This window comes from Hymenobacter antarcticus (assembly GCF_039539545.1).
GTDB classification, from domain to species: Bacteria; Bacteroidota; Bacteroidia; order Cytophagales; family Hymenobacteraceae; genus Hymenobacter; species Hymenobacter antarcticus.
In genome coordinates this window covers 81,614-101,309 of the sequence record NZ_BAABDI010000016.1, presented here as the reverse complement: position 1 = coordinate 101,309, position 19,696 = coordinate 81,614, and the positions used below count along the sequence as shown (strand labels likewise).

General features: G+C 61.5%; 18 protein-coding genes. 9 read left to right on the top strand and 9 right to left on the bottom strand.

The window, feature by feature from the left end:
• Window positions 1-27: 27 nt before the first annotated feature.
• The gene (nuoK, locus tag ABD819_RS12655) at window positions 28-372 is read right to left on the bottom strand and encodes an NADH-quinone oxidoreductase subunit NuoK (protein ID WP_227784369.1); all 345 of its coding nucleotides are present in this window, start codon (window positions 370-372) and stop codon (window positions 28-30) included.
• A 325-nt stretch (window positions 373-697) separates the two neighbouring features.
• Here nuoK and ABD819_RS12650 point away from each other — a divergent pair, with 325 nt between their 5' ends.
• The 6 genes from ABD819_RS12650 to ABD819_RS12625 all read left to right on the top strand — a co-directional run bounded on the left by ABD819_RS12650 (window position 698) and on the right by ABD819_RS12625 (window position 3,899).
• Window positions 698-1,267 carry an RNA polymerase sigma factor gene (locus ABD819_RS12650; protein ID WP_345124881.1) on the top strand — a complete coding sequence of 190 codons (570 nt, stop codon included), beginning with the start codon at window positions 698-700 and terminating at the stop codon, window positions 1,265-1,267.
• Between the two features lie 117 nt (window positions 1,268-1,384).
• Window positions 1,385-1,768 carry a hypothetical protein gene (locus ABD819_RS12645; RefSeq protein ID WP_345124879.1) on the top strand — a complete coding sequence of 128 codons (384 nt, stop codon included), beginning with the start codon at window positions 1,385-1,387 and terminating at the stop codon, window positions 1,766-1,768.
• A gap of 131 nt (window positions 1,769-1,899) precedes the next feature.
• Window positions 1,900-2,154 carry an autorepressor SdpR family transcription factor gene (locus ABD819_RS12640; RefSeq protein ID WP_342295971.1) on the top strand — a complete coding sequence of 85 codons (255 nt, stop codon included), beginning with the start codon at window positions 1,900-1,902 and terminating at the stop codon, window positions 2,152-2,154.
• 36 nt (window positions 2,155-2,190) lie between these two features.
• On the top strand, window positions 2,191-2,856 hold the full coding sequence (locus tag ABD819_RS12635) for an SdpI family protein (protein WP_345124871.1): 666 nt from the start codon (window positions 2,191-2,193) through the stop codon (window positions 2,854-2,856).
• 342 nt (window positions 2,857-3,198) lie between these two features.
• Window positions 3,199-3,606: a peptidase associated/transthyretin-like domain-containing protein gene (locus tag ABD819_RS12630; RefSeq protein ID WP_345124868.1), complete on the top strand. Its 408-nt coding sequence runs from the start codon at window positions 3,199-3,201 to the stop codon at window positions 3,604-3,606.
• Window positions 3,607-3,752: 146 nt separating this feature from the next.
• A complete protein-coding gene (locus ABD819_RS12625) occupies window positions 3,753-3,899 on the top strand; it encodes a hypothetical protein (protein WP_345124866.1) in 147 nt (48 codons plus the stop codon).
• Window positions 3,900-3,989: 90 nt separating this feature from the next.
• On the opposite strand, the gene ABD819_RS12620 is transcribed toward ABD819_RS12625, so the two are convergent.
• The 4 genes from ABD819_RS12620 to ABD819_RS12605 form a co-directional block, all read right to left on the bottom strand.
• On the bottom strand, window positions 3,990-7,637 hold the full coding sequence (locus ABD819_RS12620; protein WP_345124864.1) for an ABC transporter permease/M1 family aminopeptidase: 3,648 nt from the start codon (window positions 7,635-7,637) through the stop codon (window positions 3,990-3,992).
• Between the two features lie 182 nt (window positions 7,638-7,819).
• On the bottom strand, window positions 7,820-8,707 hold the full coding sequence (locus ABD819_RS12615; protein WP_345124862.1) for an ABC transporter ATP-binding protein: 888 nt from the start codon (window positions 8,705-8,707) through the stop codon (window positions 7,820-7,822).
• Between the two features lie 140 nt (window positions 8,708-8,847).
• A complete protein-coding gene (locus ABD819_RS12610) occupies window positions 8,848-10,050 on the bottom strand; it encodes a carboxypeptidase-like regulatory domain-containing protein (RefSeq protein WP_345124860.1) in 1,203 nt (400 codons plus the stop codon).
• A gap of 54 nt (window positions 10,051-10,104) precedes the next feature.
• Complete coding sequence (locus ABD819_RS12605; RefSeq protein ID WP_345124858.1) at window positions 10,105-12,609, bottom strand: TonB-dependent receptor; 2,505 nt, start codon at window positions 12,607-12,609, stop codon at window positions 10,105-10,107.
• Window positions 12,610-12,969: 360 nt separating this feature from the next.
• Between ABD819_RS12605 and ABD819_RS12600 the strand changes: the two genes are divergently transcribed.
• Complete coding sequence (locus ABD819_RS12600; protein ID WP_345124856.1) at window positions 12,970-13,770, top strand: 3'-5' exonuclease; 801 nt, start codon at window positions 12,970-12,972, stop codon at window positions 13,768-13,770.
• Between the two features lie 157 nt (window positions 13,771-13,927).
• On the opposite strand, the gene ABD819_RS12595 is transcribed toward ABD819_RS12600, so the two are convergent.
• The 3 genes from ABD819_RS12595 to ABD819_RS12585 all read right to left on the bottom strand — a co-directional run bounded on the left by ABD819_RS12595 (window position 13,928) and on the right by ABD819_RS12585 (window position 16,424).
• On the bottom strand, window positions 13,928-14,980 hold the full coding sequence (locus ABD819_RS12595; RefSeq protein ID WP_345124854.1) for an NAD(P)-dependent alcohol dehydrogenase: 1,053 nt from the start codon (window positions 14,978-14,980) through the stop codon (window positions 13,928-13,930).
• Window positions 14,981-15,127: 147 nt separating this feature from the next.
• The gene (locus tag ABD819_RS12590) at window positions 15,128-15,850 is read right to left on the bottom strand and encodes a DUF1990 domain-containing protein (RefSeq protein WP_345124852.1); all 723 of its coding nucleotides are present in this window, start codon (window positions 15,848-15,850) and stop codon (window positions 15,128-15,130) included.
• On the bottom strand, window positions 15,843-16,424 hold the full coding sequence (locus tag ABD819_RS12585) for a DUF1990 family protein (protein WP_345124850.1): 582 nt from the start codon (window positions 16,422-16,424) through the stop codon (window positions 15,843-15,845). Before ABD819_RS12585 ends, ABD819_RS12590 begins: the two co-directional genes overlap by 8 nt.
• A gap of 228 nt (window positions 16,425-16,652) precedes the next feature.
• Between ABD819_RS12585 and nfi the strand changes: the two genes are divergently transcribed.
• Window positions 16,653-17,342 (top strand): deoxyribonuclease V, encoded by a 690-nt coding sequence (nfi, locus tag ABD819_RS12580; protein ID WP_345124848.1) that lies wholly within the window; start codon window positions 16,653-16,655, stop codon window positions 17,340-17,342.
• Here nfi and ABD819_RS12575 read toward each other — a convergent pair.
• Window positions 17,323-18,219, bottom strand: a complete 897-nt coding sequence (locus tag ABD819_RS12575) for a glutamate--tRNA ligase family protein (RefSeq protein ID WP_345124845.1) — start codon at window positions 18,217-18,219, stop codon at window positions 17,323-17,325. The two genes, nfi and ABD819_RS12575, sit on opposite strands and share 20 nt — an antisense overlap.
• Before the next feature lie 106 nt (window positions 18,220-18,325).
• On the opposite strand from ABD819_RS12575, the gene ABD819_RS12570 reads away from it, so the two are divergent.
• Entirely contained in the window at window positions 18,326-19,657 is a 1,332-nt protein-coding gene (locus ABD819_RS12570; protein WP_345124843.1) for a serine hydrolase domain-containing protein, read from the top strand.
• Window positions 19,658-19,696: the final 39 nt, after the last annotated feature.

Sequence of the window (19,696 nt, the reverse complement as noted above, 5' to 3'; positions counted from 1 at the left end):
CATTCACTCATTCGCTCATTCGCTCATTCACCATTTGAGCCGGCTGAGCAGATTAACGTCGGTGGTCTGGAAGTTGCGGTAAATCATGACGATGATGCCCAGGCCCACCGATACTTCGGCAGCGGCCACGGCCATGATGAAGAACACGAAAATCTGCCCGTTGGGGTCGGCCCGGTAGGCCGAAAAGGCCGTCAGCAGGATATTCACCGCATTGAGCATCAGCTCGACGCACATGAAGATGATGATGGCATTGCGCCGCACCAGTACCCCCGTAACCCCGATGGCAAACAGGGCCGAGGCGAAAAAGACGTAGTACTGAAGCGGAACGGTCCGAATGACTTCGGGAATGGTTTGGGAAACGGTTTGGTCCATGCAGAAGGGCCGGCGAATGAGCAACGTGCAGCCGGCCGGCCGGCAAAGGTACCCTGAAAAACGAAAAATCAGGGGGTGAATTTCAGGGCAGAGCGTTACAATGGATGAACGTCGTGCTCATCTGGCGTACGCGCAGCCGGAGCATCTCTACCGTGCAGGTAATCTAATCGATTGGGTTAGCTATTAGGTAAAGATGCTTCGACAAGCTCAGTATGACGTTTACGGTGAGTTTAGGCTACAATAAATAAAGTAATTTCGGGGGGCCGGCGTCTGCTTAGGCACAATGGAAACCCTGGCTCTTTCGCTTCCCTCTCCCCTCCTGCCCATGTCGGCTTCGCAGCAAGACCGCCAGATTGCCGAAGCCGTGCGGCAGCAGCGGCCCCGGCTGCTGCAGTTTATCCGCCGGCGCATTCCTGATGAAGCCGAGGCCGAAGACCTCCTGCAGGACGTCTTTGCCGAGCTCGTGGAAAGCTACCGGCTGCTCAAACCCGTGGAGCAGGCGGCGGCCTGGCTTTTCCGGGTGGCCCGCAACCGCATCACCGACCTCTACCGCCGCAAGCGCCCCGTGAGCCTCGAAGCGGCCTTCGGCGCGGCCGAGGCCTCCGACGACGGCGAAGGCCTGCTGCTGGCCGACCTGCTGCCCGCCCCCGACGACTCGCCCGAAAACCGCCTGCTGCGCGAAACCCTCATGGAAGCCCTCAGCGATGCCCTGGCTGAACTGCCCGCCGCCCAGCGCCAGGTATTTGTGTGGCACGAGCTGGAAGACAAGACCTTCCGCGAGATGGAGGCCGAAACCGGCGTCCCGCTCAAAACCCTGATTTCGCGCAAGCACTACGCCGTGCTGCACCTCCGCAAACGGCTGCAAAAACTCTACACCGAACTGTTTACCGATTAGCTTTTAGTTGCCAGGTGCTCGTTGTCAGTTATTATTCAAGCATAAATACCTAAATAATAAACACATAACAACGGGTAACTGACAACCAACAACTGACAACTAACTACTACCCTCATTATGGACCGTAAATTCTGGCTGCTTCGCGGCCTCCGTTTCTTTTTCTTCGCGGCACTGTTCATCACCGTTGCCGTGCTTGCCACGCAGGCGTTGTGGAACTGGCTGATGCCCGACCTGTTTCATCTCCCCACCATCGGCCTGGCCCAAACCCTGGGCCTGCTCGTGCTGAGCCGGATTCTGTTCGGCGGGTTCCGGGGGGGTGGGCGGCCCGGCGGATGGGCCCGCAAGCGCCGCGAATGGCAGCAGCGCATAGCCGGCCGCATGGAACACCTGAGCCCCGATGCCCGCGAAAAATTCCGCCAGCAAATGCAGAATCGCTGCGGCATGGGCTGGGGCAGTCGCCCCGAAAAAGCGGCCGAAGCGGCGGCCCAGCAGCCCGCCTAACCACTGCCGCCTGCTGGCCCAAATTGCCAACGCTTATGACAACCTAAAAAGGCGCAGCCCTCCAAAAAAGAGCCGCGCCTTTTTTTATTCAGATATTATTTAGATATTTGCCTAATCATTAAAACAACCAGATGAATGCTCTCTTCAAGGCCCTGAACGACCCCACGCGACGCGCCATCCTGGAGCGGCTGCGCGGCGGCCCGGCTACCGCCGGGGCCATCGCCGAGCAGTTCCAGTTTTCGGCTCCCACCATCAGTCACCACCTCGATTTGCTACGCCAGGCCGACCTCGTTACCAGCCAGAAGCAGGGCCAATTTGTGGTCTACACCCTCAACATGACGGTGTTCGACGAATTGCTGGGCTGGCTCTACCAATTCAAATCCTAAGCTTTTCCCTTTCCTCATCTTTTGCTTTCTGTAATCATGAAAAAGAACCTCCTCATTTGGCAAGTGCTAACCCTCGTGGTCCTGGCAATTCCATCGGTTTATCTCGGATATGTGTGGGCGGAACTGCCCGCGCAGGTTCCCTCCCATTTCGGTACCAATGGCCAGGTGAATGGCTACACCAGCCGCCAGAACCTGTGGCTGTTTACCCTGGCTTTGCCGCTGGGCACGGCCCTGCTGCTCACGCTGCTGCCCCACTTCGACCCTAAGCGCCGGCTCGATGGCAGCAATGTCAATTTCCAGAAGCTACGCCTGGCCGTGGTGGGCCTGCTTAGCGGCATAGCCTGCTATTCAGTATACCTTGGGCTGCACCCCAACGCCGCCTCGGCGACGGGCATCGCGGTGCTTGTCGGCGTATTCTTCGTCTTCCTGGGCAACTACCTTACCACCGTACAGCCCAACTATTTCGTTGGCATCCGCACCCCCTGGACGCTGGAAAGCCCCAGTGTGTGGGCGCGCACGCACCGGGCCGGCGGCATCCTGTTCTGCATAGCGGGCCTGCTGATAGTGGGCCTGGCGCTGGTATTACCCCCCACCTGGACGCCCCGCATGATGCTGGCACTGATAATTGGCACTGCCCTTTTCAGCTACGGGTATTCCTACGCTGCTTTTCGCCAAGAGCAGCAGCAGCGAAAAACGGTCTGATTATGGCCGGCAAGTGCGGAAGGAGCCGCATGGGTTTCCCGACTTTTATTCTTACCCGGTACGCGGCAGCCGGCAGCCACTTCCCGGCAAGTCGTTAGCAATTTCCGAAAATAGCATTCATCAAATTTATTTTAGATTTTTTTGTATAAATTTTTGCAGATTCCAAAAGGTCCAATGCGGAATGCATTGGACCTTTTCCTTTTTTACGTCTGAATTGATTCATACTATTTCAACCCTTTTATACGATTAAAAGATGATTTATTATGAAATAAATTTGCAAATAGCTCTCCAGCACACTATGTTTGTATCGTTCTATTAAAAATATCCTGAGTGCAACTTGTCATGACCCTCCGCCCCGCCTCCGCCATCATTGCCTTCGGACTCATGTTTGCCGTATTGCCTGGCCGTGCCCAGCTCGCTTACACGCATGTTGCCACGCCGACCGGGGAAACCACAGGTACCGACCCGGAGGGCGACCCCAAAGCCGTTGCCTACAAAATGGTGCATGGCGTGGTGCAGGGCACTGGAGGTGTGCTGGCCGGGGCCACCGTCTGGCTGCATGGCACCCGCAATATTGTGGTGACCAACGCCGAGGGCGAATTTGAGCTACGCATTCCTACCGACACCAAAACGGTGCAGTTGACCTGCGGCTACGGCGGCCTGCAGGAAGAAATAGTGAACCTCGCCCCGGTTCAGTCTCTGGGCTCAATTTACCTGCTTCAGACTAAAATAATTGAGGCAAAAAAATAACCTTACTTATTGCCTTACAAATTTTTACACACTCTTTTTCTGCAAAATACCTCCTCTTTTTTTCTGCAAAACCACTGACTCCTACTGAAAAAACCCTGGTCCCCCGGACCAGGGTTTTTTAGCCTCTAACATTTCATTTCAAGCAAATGAAGGACGGCAGGGCCGACGAATCAACGGTTAACCTGGCCAATGCGCAGGTAGTGGTGGTATCGCGCAAGCAGCAGCTCAAATTTTACCTCAAAACCGCCCGTAAAGAAGTGAAGAGCAGCCTGAAACAAGTACACAAATCCTAAGCTACCGGTAGCGCTGGCCCAGTCTTTCACCAACGAAAAAATCCCCGACCATTCTGGCCGGGGATTTTTTGTGCGCCCTAGGTTGCAGCTTTATAGCTTCACATCCCGGGCGTTGTCATCCAGCACGCGGTCCACGAACTGGTTGTAGGGGTCCACGGCGGCTTTGGCGGGGGCCTGGGCCACAATTATTTCGAGCTTATTGGTGCCGGGGCGCAGGCGGTACTTTTTGAGCGACAAGGGCTGCACGGCCTTCATTGCCTTGCCCTGGGCCGGGAACACGGCCACCGGCAGGTAGTCGTTGAAGGCGCGGTTCGACTCGGTGCCGAGGCTGTCGGCCACCAGTTTCTTGCTTTCGATGGTGAGGTTCACCCGGTAGCGGCCGTCGGGCAGCTTGGTAGCGGTGGCGTCGGTGAGGCGGTTTTCGTAGAGCGAAATGCGTTCGAACAGGTCCGTGACCAGGCCCTGGAGCGAGTCGGGCGTGACTTTGCGGAACTCGGCCACCAGCATGGGGGCCGTGCTGTAGGGGGCCGTTTCGTAGGCGTGCTGCTCGATGAAGCGGCGCAGGGCGGTGTTCACGTTGGCTTCGCCAATGTAGTCCTGCAGGGCGTACATCACGCCGGAGCCCTTGCGGTAGTGGATGTAGCCCTGGTTTTCGACCTTCACCAGCGGCACTTCCTTTTTGCGCTCGAAGGCCCGGCCCTGCAGGTAGCTGTTCATCTCGTACTTGAGGAACTTGCCCATGCTGTTGGCGCCGTAGTGCTGCTTCATCACCATCAGGGCCGAGTACTGGGCCATGGTTTCTACGAGCATCGTGTTGCCCTGCACGTCGGCCGCCACCACTTGATGGCCCCACCACTGGTGGGCAATTTCGTGGGCCGTCACGTAGAACGGGTAGTCCACGTCCTCGGGGTCGTCGGGGTCTACTTTGGCAATGAAGCCGATGCTTTCGGAGAAGGGAATGGTGCCGGCGAAGCTTTGGGCGAAGCTCGCATACTTGGGGAATTCAACGATGCGCACCTGCGTGTACTGGTAGGGGCTGAAATTGGCCGTGTAGTACCCGAGCGACTCCTTTACGGCCGCCACCATGCGCTTGAGGTTGTACTCGTGGCCTTTCTGGTAATAAATTTCGATGGGCACCGAGCGGCGGCCCGCCGTGTCGGCCCACGCGTCCCGGTACACCTCGTAGCGTCCTGAAAGGAAGGTGTAGAAGTTGAGCATCGGCTGCTCCATCTTGTAGTGGAAGTAGCGGCGGCCGTTGGCACTCCACTCCTTCAGCAGGCGGCCGGGGGCCACGGCCAGCTGGTCGGCGCTGGTGCTCACCACCGCCTCGAAGCGAATCCAGTCGGCGTCGTGGCTGAGGCCGGGGTTCTGCCGGGCCTGCAGGTCGGTGGCCGGGGGCTGCCGGTCTTTGGGCTTGAGGCCGTTGCGCTTGCGCACGTCGTCGTCGCTCAGCTCGCCGCGTTCCTCGTAGCCGATGATGGGCAGGTACTGCGAGTTCATGAACGTGCCGTTCTGCACGATGTCGGTGTTGGAGCCGGAGTTGGGGAAGCCCAGCTCGCGGTAGTCCAGCGCCATGGTTAGCTGAAGGGAGTCGCCGGGAGCCAGGGGGCGGGCCAGGCGGTACATCCTCAGGCGGGCGGTGCTGTCGTTGAGCAGGAGCGTGGCGGCGGGCCTGCCCAGCTCCAGCTTGCGCACCCGTGGGGCTTTGGCCAGGATGAGGATGACCGTGTCCAGGGCGCGGGTGTGCTTGTTTTTCAGCCAGTAGGTGCCGTCCAGGTGCACGGCGCGGGTGGCGGGGTAGATGTCGGTGCGCAGGTTCACGGCCACGATGCGGGGCTGAAGCAGGTTTTTGTAGCGGCGGTATTTTTGCTCGTAGGCCAGCTCCTGCTTTTCCTGCTGTTTGGGCGTCACGTACTGGTTCTGCACGTTGGTGTTGTAGAAGATGAAGCCGCCCGCGCCGCCCATTATCAGCACGCCTAAAATCAGGGCGGTCCAGGCGGGGCGGCCCCAGCGGCGGCGGCCTTCGGACAGGCGCAGGGCGGGGCGGGCTTCGGTGCCGCGCACCCACAGCAGGTTGGCCACCAGGGCCAGCAGCACCGCGCCGGCAGCCCAGTACAGCTTAAACCAGGTGAAGCCCTCCAGGAAGTGGCCGTACTTGTTGAGGTCCGAGTACGGCACGTCGGGGTTGCCGGCGTAGTCGAGCAGCTTGTGGTTGAGGCCCAGCTGGCCCTTGAAAATATTGCTCACGTAGTACACCACCATCACGAAATGGCCGAGGTACTTGTTGTTCACCAGCACCTGCACCAGCATGGCCAGCACGCACAGCAGCAGGTAGTCGGGCAGCTGCAGCACAAACAAATTCGAGAGGTACAGCCCCGGCTCGTAGTTGAAGTAGCCCTTCAGGGTTTGGAGTAGCATGCCGCAGGCCATCACCACGGTCAGCAGCACCACCTGCACCAGGCCCAGCGCCGCCACTTTGCTGAGAAACGGCACCCAGTTGGGTACGGGCAGCGAGTCGGTAATCTGGGCCACGCCGGCGTCGCGCTCCCGCCACACCAGCTCGCCGGAGTAGTAGGTGATGATGATGAGCATGAACAGGGCAAAGCTGCCGCTGAGGACGCCCACCATCAGGTTGGTGACGGGGTAGGTTTCGGTGTCGTAGGTTTTGCCGGCCTGCCAGCCCACCACCAGCACGAAGATGATGCCCGCGCCCACAATAGCCGCGAAGTACATGCTGCGCACGATGCTGCGAAACTCCAGCTTGGTGAGGCTCCACCATTGGCTCAGGTGCATGCCGCCGGTGAACAGCTGCGCCACGCGGGGCAGCACCAGCCGCCCGCCCATGCCGGCCGCAGCCGTGGGTACGTCCAGCGCGGCCTCGGCCTTTTTGGCTTTGGATGGGGCTTTGTCCGAGGCAAAGGCCGAGAACCGGAACCGGGCGTAGCAGAAGGCCAGCAGCCCGAGCCCGAGCGCCAGCCACGCGGCCCGGTTCAGCACGATGTATTCGCTCAGCGGCAGCAGGAGGGTGTTTTTCTCGGCGGGCGTCCAGTAGCGGGTAGTGAAGCGCATGGCCGACATGCCAAAGGCGTCGAGCCCCGAGGCCAGCAGCTTGTTGTCGAGGTCGCCGATGAGGGCCTGCGCCACCAGGTACACCATCAGCAGCAGCACCGAGCCGATGTAGATGCTCAGCACGTTGCGCGTGAGCGTGGCCAGGGTGAAGAAAATGGCGCCCGTGAACAGCACGTTGGGTACCACCATCACCAGAAAAGGCCAGAAGTAGTGGCTGGTGTGGAAGACGCCCACTTTGTCGGCCTCCACGCCCGGCGCCAGTGCTCCCAGCCAGGCCCCCAGCACCAAACCGCTGAACACCAGCAGGCAAATCACAAACGAGCCCCAGAACCGCCCGCCCAGGTAGCCCCACTTGCTGATGGGCGTGGTGTAGAACAGGGCGTGGGTGCGGTGCTCGAAGTCGCGGTACACCGGGTTGCCCATGATGGCCGAGGTGATGAGCAGGCCAAAGGCACTGAGAATGGCCAGCAAGCCGGCAATGGATTGCGGCGAGTTGATGTGCACCCGGCCGCCGTCGCCGCCCAGGCTCACGTTGACGCCCGCGCCAAAGGCTCCTCCGGCCGCCGCCGTGAACAGGCCGGCCATAAGGGCCAGCAGGAAAAAGTATATCCACGTGGCCGGGCGGCGCAGGCGGTATTTAAGCTCAAAAAAAAAGATGGGAAGAAACATTTTGCAGAGCGGTGAAGCGAGTGAATGATAAAATCAGGCCGTCATGAAAATCAGGCCGTCATGTCGAGCATTCTGCGCATTAAGCAGAGACCGAGACATCTCGCGTGGGGTAGTAGATGATTACTCCAGCACGCGAGATGTGTCGGTCTCTGCTTAATGCGCAGAATGCTCGACATGACGGTTTAAGCCACTACGGGGGCCCGGCGCTCGGAAATCTGCGCGAAGTACACGTCCTCCAAATCGGGATTCACTTCCTCGAAGCCGGCGGCGGGCCGGTCGTCGCTCAGCACGTGCACAATGGTCTGGCCCGCGAACAGGCGCGAGCTGATGACGTGGTGCTGGGCCTGAATCTCGGCCACTTCGTCCTTGCTCACCAGCTTGCGCCACACCTGCCCGCGCAGCTGCTCCATCACCGACAGCGGGTCGCCCGTCAGGCGCACCTGGCCCTGGCTGATGATGGCCATATTGCGGCACAAATCGGTGACGTCGCTCACGATATGCGTGCTCAGGATGATGATGATGTGCTCGCCAATCTCGCTCAGCAGGTTGTGGAAGCGGTTGCGCTCGGCCGGGTCGAGGCCGGCCGTGGGCTCATCCACGATGATGAGCTTGGGGTTGCCGAGCAGAGCCTGGGCAATGCCGAAGCGCTGCTTCATGCCGCCGGAGTAGCCGCCCAGGTTCTTTTTGCGGGCGTTCCAGAGGTTGGTTTGCTGCAGCAGGGCCTCCACTATTTCCTTGCGCTCTTTCTTGTTGGCAATGCCCTTGAGTACGGCCAGGTGGTCGAGCAGCTCCTCGGCCGTCACGCGCGGGTACACGCCAAATTCCTGCGGCAAATAACCCAGCACGCGACGCACGGCGTCCTTGTCCTGCAGCACGTCCAGGTCATCGAGCATGATGGAGCCGGTGTCGGCGTCCTGCAGCGTGGCGATGGTGCGCATCAGGCTGGACTTGCCGGCGCCGTTGGGCCCCAGCAGGCCAAACATGCCCGTGGGGATGTCGAGGCTGACGTTTTTCAGGGCCTGCACGCCGTTGGCGTATGTTTTCGATAGGTTGGTAATGGTGAGGGCCATTTTTACAGAAAAAAGGTGAGTAAGTATTGCGGGTTGAATCGTCGGCGCGGCCGGAACATTACCGGCGTTGGCCTACGGATGCAGAAAAAGTGAGCAGGGTTGCCCCATGTCAATTGAAAGTAAGCGGTATTTGTACGCTACTACTGCCCCGCCCCCTTTTCCAGGGCCTGAATGGCCGCTTCCTCGGCGGCGGTGGCGGCTAGTACGTTGCCTTCGCGCCAGTAGGGCCGCGTGTAGTGCGTGCCGCGCTTGAAGAGCGAGCCGCTGTGCTGCTCACTTTTTGGGAAGGGTGCGGGGTTGGCGGCCAGGTCGCGTACCAGCATTTCGCTCGTAAACTCATAGCGCGTGGTGGGGTTGCTGCCTTGCGTTATGTTCAGGGCGGCCTGCAGGCGCACGAAGCTGGGATGGAGGCGGCCATTCACCTCGCGGTACTCGATGCGCTTGCGGGCCTGCGTGGCCTGGGCTTTAATCACGAGCAGGTTGATGCTTTTCAGGTAGGGTTGCAGCCGGGTCGGGATTTCGCTCTCGATGCGCTGAATGGCCAGGGTCTGGCGGTCGATGCGGATGGTGGCCTGGCGCAGGTGCGTTGGGTCCTGGGTGGTGGGCGTGCAGCGCACCTCGTAGTAGGGCGCTTCGGCGGCCCCGGCCGGGGTTTCGAGCACTACGTAGCTGTAGAACTTGAAGGTGGTGCTGTCCAGGTAGGGATTGCCTTCGGTCACATCATAGTAGTTGCCGGCCTGCTCCACGCTCAGCGGACTGGGAATGGCGCGGCGCGCATCGTCCTTGCTCATGGTGGCTTCGCCGGCGCGCGACTCGCGCACCCGCACCTGCACCTCGGGGTTGCGCGGGCGGCGCGGATTGCCTTTCAGGTAGTAGTCAACCAGGGCATCGGCAAACTTGGCAATCTGGCCGTTGTAGCTCGTGAATTCGCGGTAGTACACCTCCAGGCCCACGGGGCTGGCCATGCGGGCGGTGGTTTGGCGTACGGCCCGCTTGAGCAGCGTGGTGGGGGCCAGCGCCGTCACGGTCACTTCCTGCAAGGTGTAGGGCTGCGGCTGCAGGCGCACAGTCAGCGCCGAACCGGCATTCTTTGCCCCTACCATGAGCGGTAGATAGCCCAGCGCCTGCACCCGCACACTATCGGCCCCGGCCGGCAGCGCCAGCCGAAACAAGCCTTCGGTATTGGCCACCGTGCCGCCCGGCTGGCCCGGCACGGCCAGCGAGGCAAACGGCACCACCGCCTGGGTACGGGCGTCGACCACCGTGCCGGTAAACACACCGGTAGTCTGGGCGTGGCTGGCCCCGGCCAGCAGCAGGGCCGGCCAAAGCAAAAGCTGCCGCATGGATTTTGCAGAAAGAATCATGGCCCAAATAACGACGAACAAACGCAAACTGGCCTACTGCCCGCCCTGCTTGCTGCCGCCGCCTTTCACGTCGTCGTTGCTCACCGACTTGCGGCGCTTGCCCTGCTGCTCCTGCCCGAAGCGGTAGCTGAAGCTGAGCCGGAAGCAGCGCTGAAAGGAGATGTTGTCGCTGGTTTCGCTGAAATTGAGCGTGTTAAGGGTGTTACGGTAGCGCCAGGTGTTATTGAAGGGCGTGGCGATGTTCAGCACCACGTCGGCCTTGTCCTTGAGGAAGGTTTTCTTGGCCCCCATCTGGTAATAGAAGTTGGCCGCGCCCCGGCCCTGCAGGTCGGGCGAGGGGAGTGAGCTGTAGAGGAAGCCTTGCAGCGTGTAGTTTTTCGGCAGCTTGTAGGACGTGTTAAAGTTGAGGCCGGCCGTGAAGCCGCGCCGCTCGATGCCCAGCGCCGGGCTGCGGCGCACGATGTACTGCACGTCGGGCCCACCGCTGATGTCCCAGCCCTTGGCCGGCTTGGCCGAGCCGTAGAAATTGAGTTGGTAGAACGAATTGGCCGCCACGTTGGCAAACGTCTGGGCGGTAGTGCCGGGGGCGGCATCCAGAATATTGAAGTCACTTGCCAGGCCCCGCACGGTTTCGATGGCGTTGTCGGTGCGCCGCACCGAGGCCGCGATGTTGAGCGAGCCGGCCTTGCCGTTGGTATTAAAGCTCAGCTCGTAGGAGTCCGTGAGTTCGGGGTCGAGGCCGGGGTTGCCGAAGGTGATGTTCTGCGGGTCGGAGCGGTCGACGAAGGGGTTGAGGTAGTCGATGTAGGGCCGGGTGATACGCTTGCTGTAGGCCAGGCGCAGACTATTGTTGTCGCTGAAAGCGTACTGCGCGTTGCCGTTGGGCAGCCACGAGTAGTAATCGCGCAGCGGAATTTCCGAGTTGGTGGTGCGGAAGCTGGCCGCGAGGGCCGTGCGTTCGAGGCGGGTGCCGGCGCTCAGGGTCAGCTTTTTGCCGGCCTTGGCGGTGTAGGTGGCGTAGGCGGCCTGCACGTTCTGGTCGTAGCTGAAATTGGTGGCGCGCTCGGGCAGGCGCCCGAAGTCAGCGTTCTGGCCCAGGGTCAGGCCGTCGACGTCGGCCACCGAGCCGGTGCGCCGCCAGATGCTTTTCAGGCCGGTTTCGAGGGTCTGATTTTCGCCGAAGGGCTGCACGAAATCGGTTTGCACGGTGGTTTCGGAGCCGGGGCTGCGGCCGCGGCCGCGCTCGCGGTAGCTGGCCCGGCCGGGCTCCAGGGCCACGTAGGAATTGCGGTACTCGTCGAAATTATAGCCGAAGGTGCCGCTGTTGTTGGCGTACTGGCCCAGCACGCTCCACTCGCGGCGGGCCTGAGCGAAGGTTTTGGTGTAGGTGCCCGTCAGCTCGCCGTTGAAGCCGCTGAACAGGCTGGTGGTGTTGCGGGTGAAGAGCTGGCTGAGGCGGCCGTCGGCGGCGGTGGCGTAGTTGAGCAGGCTGTTGTAGTTGTCGCCGTTGTAGGTGTTGAGCGAGGCGGCCAGCGACAGGCTCTGCTTGTCGCTCAGGTCGTAGTCGAGGCCCAGGCTGCCATAGTACCAGCGGCCACCGTAGTCACCCGCGCCGTTCTGGCGCAGGGTAGTGCCATCCTGCTTGTTGAAGCGCACCCGCCCCGACTCGCTGGGCCCGTACCAGCCGCCCGTACCGCCCGACGAGGTGAAGCCCAGCTTCTTGGTTTTGAAGTTGAGGGAGGCGTTGCCGTTCGAGTTGCGGTTGCCGCCGGCGGCGCTCACGCGGCCGTTCAGGCCCTGCTCCACGCCCTTTTTCAGCACGATGTTGATGATGCCGGCCGTGCCCTCGCCGTCGTATTTGGCCGGCGGCGTAGTAATGATTTCGACCGACTTAATCTGCTCGGCCGGAATGCCTTTCAGGGCTTCGGCCAGGTTACTGGCCAGCGTGGGCGAAGGCTTGTTATTCACCAGTACCTTGAAATTGCTGGAGCCGCGCATTTTCACGTTGCCGTCGCCGTCCACGGCCAGCAGCGGGGCTTTGCGCAGCACGTCGGCGGCGGTGCCGCCGGCGTTGTTCGCGTCCTGGTCGGCGTTGTACACCATGCGGTCAGGGCGGATTTCCACCACCGGCTTCGTGCCGATAATTATGGCCTCGGCCAGCGCCGTACCGGCCACGGGCAGCCGGAAAGCACCCGCATCCGTAGCGCCGGCCGTGATGGTTACGGCCCGGGTCTGGGTGCCGTAGCCCACGTAGCTCACCCGCAGCCGGAAAGGGCCGGGCGCGAGTTTCGTGAGGCTGAATTTGCCGGCCTCGTCGGCCGCCACGCCGGTAATGGGCTTGTCATCGGGCGCGGGCGGCAGCAGCACCACCGTGGCGTAGGGCACGGGCTCGCGCTTGAGCGAGTCGAGCACGGTGCCGGTGAGCGAGCCGGTGGCGGCAATGGCGGGGGCTGCAGCAGCCGGGGCCTGGGCCCGGGCCGCGGGTTGGATTCCGGCGCAGCAGGCCAGCAATAATCCCAGGAAAAGGTAGCGTTGCATCAAGAAAGGAGGAGTAGAATGGAGACCGAATGATGCCGGGCGGGCCGGGTTGGTTGCCTTGGGCAGTGAAATTTTCCGAAGCTTAATATGGAGGAAACAGGGAGGCATGGCACTGAACTTTCAAACCGTGAAATAATTATCCCAAAGGTGCCGTGGCTGCCCAAGCGGTGCGCTCCAATGCGTGATGTGGGGCGTCCCGGTTTATGATTTGGTCCCTCAAAGCAGTGGAGCGGGCTTTTTATAACTACCGCCGTTCCGTCGATTCGTTACAGAGGGACTTTGTTTTTCCTGGTAAAACCCACTTAACTCTGGTCTATATCTGTATCTTCGACTACCTAACCACTTTCGCTTACTCCTGCCATGCAACACCTTCACCGCACGCCGCTCGACCAACTCTTCGTTATCGACATTGAAACCGTGCCCTGCGTGGACTGCCACGATAACCTCGATGAGATGCTGCGCCACCTCTGGGAGCACAAGAGCGAAAGCCTGCGCCGGCAGCAGGGCTACACGGGCCGGGCCCAGCCCGCCGAGCCCCTGCCCGACCACCTCACCGCCGCCAGTCTGTTTGAGCAGGCCGGCATCTATGCCGAGTTTGGCAAAATCGTGTGCATCTCGGTGGGCTGCTTCGTGCTCGACAAGCAGGAGGAAATCACCCGCTTCCGCGTGAAGAGCTTCGCCGACCACGACGAGAAGCAGCTGCTGCGCGACTTCGCCGGCCTGCTCGCGCACAAGTCCAGGTTTACCCTCTGCGCCCACAACGGCAAGGAGTTCGACTTTCCCTACCTCGGCCGCCGCCTGCTCATCAACGGGCTGCAACTCCCCCCGCAGCTCGACATGGCCGGCAAAAAACCCTGGGAAATCCCGCACCATGACACCATGGAACTGTGGAAATTCGGCGACCGCAAGTCCTATACTTCCCTCAACCTGCTGGCCGCCATTTTTGGCGTTCCCACGCCCAAAGACGACATTACCGGGGCCGATGTGGCGCGGGTGTACTGGGAAGAAAACGACCTGGCGCGCATTGCCAAATACTGCCAGAAGGACATCATCACCACGGCCCGCATCCTCCAGAAATTCCGGGGCGAAGAGCCCTTCCGCGACGAGCACGTGGTGTATGCCGACGAGGCGGCCGCGCCCGTGATGCGCCGGGTGGTATAGCGGTTGGCACTGGCTTCAATTGGGCAAAAAGAGAACGTCATGCTGAGCTTGCCGAAGCATCTCTACCGTGCAACTAATCAGGGTTAGTGCTGCGGTAGAGATGCTTCGGCAAGCTCAGCATGACGTTCTGCTGTTTAGCTGGCTAACCAGTTAGCTACTAGTTCTCCAGCGTCGCCAAATCAATCACGAAGCGGTACTTCACGTCGCCCTTCAGCATGCGCTCGTAGGCTTCATTGATGTCCTTGATGTCGATGAGCTCGATGTCGGACATGATGTTGTGCTCAGCGCAGAAGTCCAGCATTTCCTGGGTTTCGGCAATGCCGCCGATGAGCGAGCCAGCAATGCGGCGACGCTTGGCGATGAGGGCAAACGCGTGCACCTGCGGCGCTTCGGGCGGCACGCCCAGCAGAATCATGGTGCCGTCGCGGCGCAGCAGGTTCAGGTAGGCGGCCAGGTCGAGCGGGGCCGACACGGTGTTAATAATGAAGTCGAAGTAGTTGGTCACCGACTTCAGCTGCTCCTTCTCCTTGGTTACGATGAACTTGTGGGCACCCAGCTCCTTGGCATCCGCCTCTTTATTGGGCGAGGTGCTGAGCACGGTTACTTCGGCCCCCATCGCGGCGGCGATTTTCACGGCCATGTGACCGAGGCCGCCGAGGCCCATCACGGCTACGCGGTGGCCGGGGCCTACTTGCCACTGTTTCAACGGGGAATACGTAGTGATGCCGGCGCAGAGCAGCGGGGCCACGCGGGCCAAATCCAGCTTCTCCGACACCTTCAGGGTGTACTTTTCGTCCACCACAATCTGGCTGGAGTAGCCACCATAGGTAGGCCGGCCGGTTTCTTTTTCGGTACCGCCGTAGGTGCCCACCATGCCGGTAGTTTCGCAGTATTGCTCCAGGCCATCGAGGCAGCTGGGACAGGTGCGGCAGGAGTCGACCATGCAGCCCACGCCGGCCAGGTCGCCCACTTTGAAGTTCTTCACATGGTCGCCCACCTGGGTGATGCGGCCCACGATTTCGTGGCCGGGCACCATCGGGAAGACGGAGCCGCCCCACTCGTCGCGTATCTGGTGCAGGTCGGAGTGGCACACGCCACAGAACTGAATATCAATAAGAACGTCGTGCGGACCGACTTCGCGGCGCTCGAAATTGAACGGGGCCAGGGGCACGCTCACGGCCGGGGCCGCGTAAGCTTTAGTTGGAAGCATTGTGAGGAGTTTTAAGGGTTGAAATTTAAGGGTTGAGTGCAAAATCAGAACGTCATGCTGAGCTTGTCGAAGCATCTCTATCGCGCAAGTAAATAGTTACTGCTGCGGTGGAGATGCTTCGACAAGCTCAGCATGACGTTCGGGTAGCTAACTTGACGCAGTCAGCAAAGGTTGCGCCGTGGCCGTGCCGACCAGCGCCGCCGAAACCATTTCCCGCATGCGCCGCAACGACTCGCGGGCAAACTTTCGTTGCAGCGCTCGCCCAAACAGCTTGAAGCCCACCCAGTAGAACGGATTACGAATCTGCCCGGGCTGCGATACGGCGTGGATGCGGAACTGCACCGCGCCGGTCGTCAGGTTTTTGTGAATAGTGAAATCAATCTGACCGCGCTCGAAGTGGCCTTCGAGGGTGCGGTAGCCGTAGCCCCACACCCGCTCGGGGTCCGACCCGGCAGGGCCGGCGGGCGTGGCGCGGGCGGCCTCATCGGTCACCTCGCTCACCCGCACGCCGAAGTAGAACTTGAAGAACAGAAACTGCGCCCGCAGCAGCATAACGCGGTTTTCGAGCGGTCCATCGGGCTTGAAAATGCCGGTAATGAGGTCGGGCGGCGGGAAAGCGTAGCGGCGTAGCACATCCTGCGCCGCGGCGAAGGAGCCGGCGGCTTCGGGTGGGCCGGGGGCTTCGGCGGGCAGGTCGGTTTCGTAGTCGTCGAGACGCCAGCCGGTGGCGCTGGTGTACTCTTTCTGACGGCTGAAATCGTAGTTGACTTCGACGTCATTATAGGCATCGAGGCGGGCGCGGTACTGCTCCCAGAGCGGCGGCTTCGCGTTTGAGGAAGCCGGGGCAGGTAAGACCGGGGGGTTATTCACAACGGGATTGCTGGGTGTGGCCGGACTCATCGTGCCGGGTGGTTTCTACGACGACATTGGCCAGGGCCTGGCCCCCGCTGGCCTGCGCCGCCCGGTGGCAAAACTCCGTCCAGGTGGCCTCCTGCATCAGCTTGCCGCCGCCTATGGTGTCGTAGGCGAAGGCCACGAGCCCATCACGCGAGCGCGCCCAGGACCGGATTTCGAAGCGCAGCACGCCGGGGTTTTCATTCAAATAATGCGCCTCGAAGCGGATGCGGCCGGCCTCGGGGTGGCCTTCGAGGGTGACAAATTCGAAAAAGGTGGTGCCCACTTCGGTCACGCGCACGCTGCCATTCCAGGGCCCGAGGATGGTGACGTGAAATTCGTCGCCCACTTCGATAGAGCCTTCCTGCCCGGCTTTGCGCTCAAAATCGGCCAGGAGCCCGGGCGAAAAGCTGGGCAGGTCGGCTTTTATGGCGCTTATTAGCTGGGCCGGCGAAAGGCGGGCACGGGCCACATCAATAAAATAGCGGCGCTCCAGCAGCGGGCCGGAGCCGGTAGCTACGGGTTGCTCGGGGTGGGTGTCGGTTGCCACAGATTAGGGAATTAAAAATTATGAATTAAAAATTGGGTGGCTGAAATACCCTATCTCGTATACGCCACAAGCTCAGATAAGGGTACTTGCTGGCATTCTGTCCCTGAAATCCCTGGCTCGGAAGCTGTTCAGATTGAGCCCAATGGTACATGCCAAAACAGGCACACTGCTCGGTTCCAGAACCCCCCAATTTTTTTAACTTTTAATTCATAATTTTTAATTTAAAAAATGGCCTACTACCGCCCGCCCGGCCCGCCCCCCGACCCCGCCCTCGTCCGCAGCCTCACCCAGCAGCAGCACGACATGCGCCTGCGGGTACGCGCCGAACCCCTGGCGCAGGAGCCGCGCCTCATCGCCGGCTGCGACTCGTCGTTTCCCACCCCCGACACGATTTTATCGGTATTCGTGGTGCTAAAATTCCCATCGCTGGAGCTGGTGAAGAAGGTATACAACTACGGCCCGGTGGACATGCCCTACGTGCCGGGCTTCCTCTCCTTCCGCGAAGCGCCGAACGTGATTCACGCCTTCGCCAAGCTGACGCATAAGCCTGATGTCATCATGGTCGACGGCCACGGCATTGCGCATCCGCGCCGCATGGGCATTGCCGCGCACCTCGGCGTGCTGCTCGACATGCCCACGTTCGGCGTAGCCAAGCAGAAGCTGACTGGCACTTTCGCGGAGCCCGGCATCGAGCGCGGGAATATTTCGCCCCTCACCGACGCCAAAACCGGTGAGCTGATTGGGGAGGTTATTCGCAGCAAAGACAAGGTGCTGCCGCTGTTCGTGAGCCCCGGCCACCGCTGCGACCAGGCCACGGCCACGCGCCTCACGCTGGCCTGCCTGCGCGGCTACAAGCTGCCCGAGCCCACACGGCTGGCCGATTATTGGGCCGAGCAGTTCAAAAAGGAGGTGCGGTAATAACTTTGGAGTGAGGGTCCCCGGCAAGGAATTGTAATCGCAGCGTTTCAATGGTTTCAGCAGCGGCGTCGGGCAGCTGTAGCAGCTTCGCCACCGCTCGAAACACGGTCTGCTTGCCTTGCGCTTGCGCCATTACACCCGCATCCAGCGGCCGCTGCTGCGACTTGGACAGCTTCTGGCCGGCCGCGTCCATCAGCAGCGGGTGATGGAAAAACTGAACCCGCGCGACATTGAACGCGGCCGTTTCGGAGAGCTGCCCGGCCAGCCAGAGCTGGGCGGCGGTGCTGGGCTGCAAGTCCAGCCCGCGCACTACCAGCGTGGTTCCGAGGCGCAAGTCATCGACCACCGAGGCCACCTGGTAAGCCGCCACGCCATCTTTTTTGCGAATAACAAAGTCGGGCATCAGCGCACCGAGCGGGACGTTAGTTTCGCCCTGACAGCCATCAAAGAAGCTGATTGCAGTATCAGCCGGGACGTGCGCCCGCCACGCCACGCCCGGCGTTTCGAGCGAGACGTAAGCCTCCGCGCCGTTGGTGCGCGAGCGGGTGCTGGCCCGCACCAGGCCCGGCCGTTGGGCCAGCCGGCGCAGTACGGCATTGTATTCGGGCAGGTGCAGCAGCTGCGAGTGGTGGCGCAGGAAATCGTCGGGCCCGCTGGGGCCGTGGTCATAATCGAGCCCCAGCCAATCAATAACGCGGAAGATATTATCCAGGTAGGCCGGGCGCAGGCGGGCGCGGTCCAGGTCGTCGATGCGCAGGTGCAGCACGCCACCGGCGCGGCGCGTGAGCAGCCAGGTAAGCACGAAGTTCACGGCATTGCCAATATGCAGGTAGCCGCTGGGCGTGGGCGCGAGGCGCGAAACAACGGGTACATTCATGGCAAATGTGAAAGCGGCAAATGTAGACCAATAGCCCACTACGCATTAAACCAGGCCTAATGATTCCGGTCAAGTTGCCTATTCAATGCTCAAAACCATTGTGCTGATGAAACACCTTTTACGCCTGGCCGGACTGATAGTAGTGCTGCTCCTGCCCATTGGCCCCGCCAAAGCCCAGACGCCCGCCCTCTACTTCCCACCCATCACGGGCACTACCTGGGCTACCACCGCGCCCGCCAGCCTGGGCTGGTGCCAGCCGCAGCTGGACTCTCTTATTGCCTTTGCCGGCCGTAAGGGCAGCAAATCGCTGCTCATTTTGAAGGATGGGCGCATGGTAGTGGAGCAGTACTATGGCACCTACGCCGCCGACTCGGCCTGGTACTGGGCCTCGGCGGGCAAGTCGCTCACGGCCACGCTCGTGGGCCTGGCCCGGCAGGATGGTATGCTGAGCCTGACCGACAGCACCTCCAAATACCTCGGCCGCTGGACCAGCGCCCCCCGCCCGCAGCAGCGCCAGATTCTTATCAGCCATCAGCTTACCATGACCACCGGGCTTGACGACAGCCCGCCCGCACCCTGCAACAACGAAATCACCACGCCCGGCTGCCTGCGCTACCTTACTACGCCTGCCACGCGCTGGGCCTACCACACCGGGGCCTACCGTACCCTGCAGGATATGCTGGTGCAGGCCAGCGGCGCGGCCAGCATCACCCAATACACCAACCAGCGCCTCGGCCTCCGCATCGGCATGGCGGGCCTGTGGGCCAATGATGTGTACTACAGCAAAGCCCGCAGCATGGCCCGCTTCGGCCTGTTCATCCTGGCGCGCGGCGCCTGGAACGGCACCCAAATCATGACCGACACGGCCTATTTCCGCCGCATGACCACCCCCAGCCAGGCCCTGAACCGCAGCTACGGCTACCTCTGGTGGCTCAACGGCCAGGCCAGCTATAAGCTGCCCGGCTCCCAGGCCACGCTGCCCGGCCCGCTCATCCCCGCCGCCCCGGCCGACCTCATCGCCGCGCTCGGCAAAAACGACCAGAAGATTTACGTGGTGCCCAGCCTGGGCCTGGTGGTGGTGCGCCAGGGCAATTCGGCCGGGGCCAGCCGCCTGGCCGCTTCCTCGTTTGACACCGAGTTGTGGACAAAAATCATGGCCATGTTCTGCCGCCCCACCGCCACGGCCGCCGCTGCCGAAGCCGCCGGTTTCCTGGCCTTCCCCAACCCCGCCACCGAAACCCTGACCCTGCGCCAGCCCGCCCGCACCGCCGCCAGCGTGCGCCTGCTCGATGCGCTGGGCCGCGAAGTCGTGCGGCAATTCACGGCCGGGCCCGAAACTTCAGTCGCCACCGCAACCCTGCCTCCGGGCCTCTACACCGCGCAATGGCTGGATGCCGCCGGGCGCGTGCTGATGAGCCGCAAGGTGGCCCGGGAGTAGAAGTTGCACCAAAACGGTGGTGCCTTGCTGGTCCGTGCG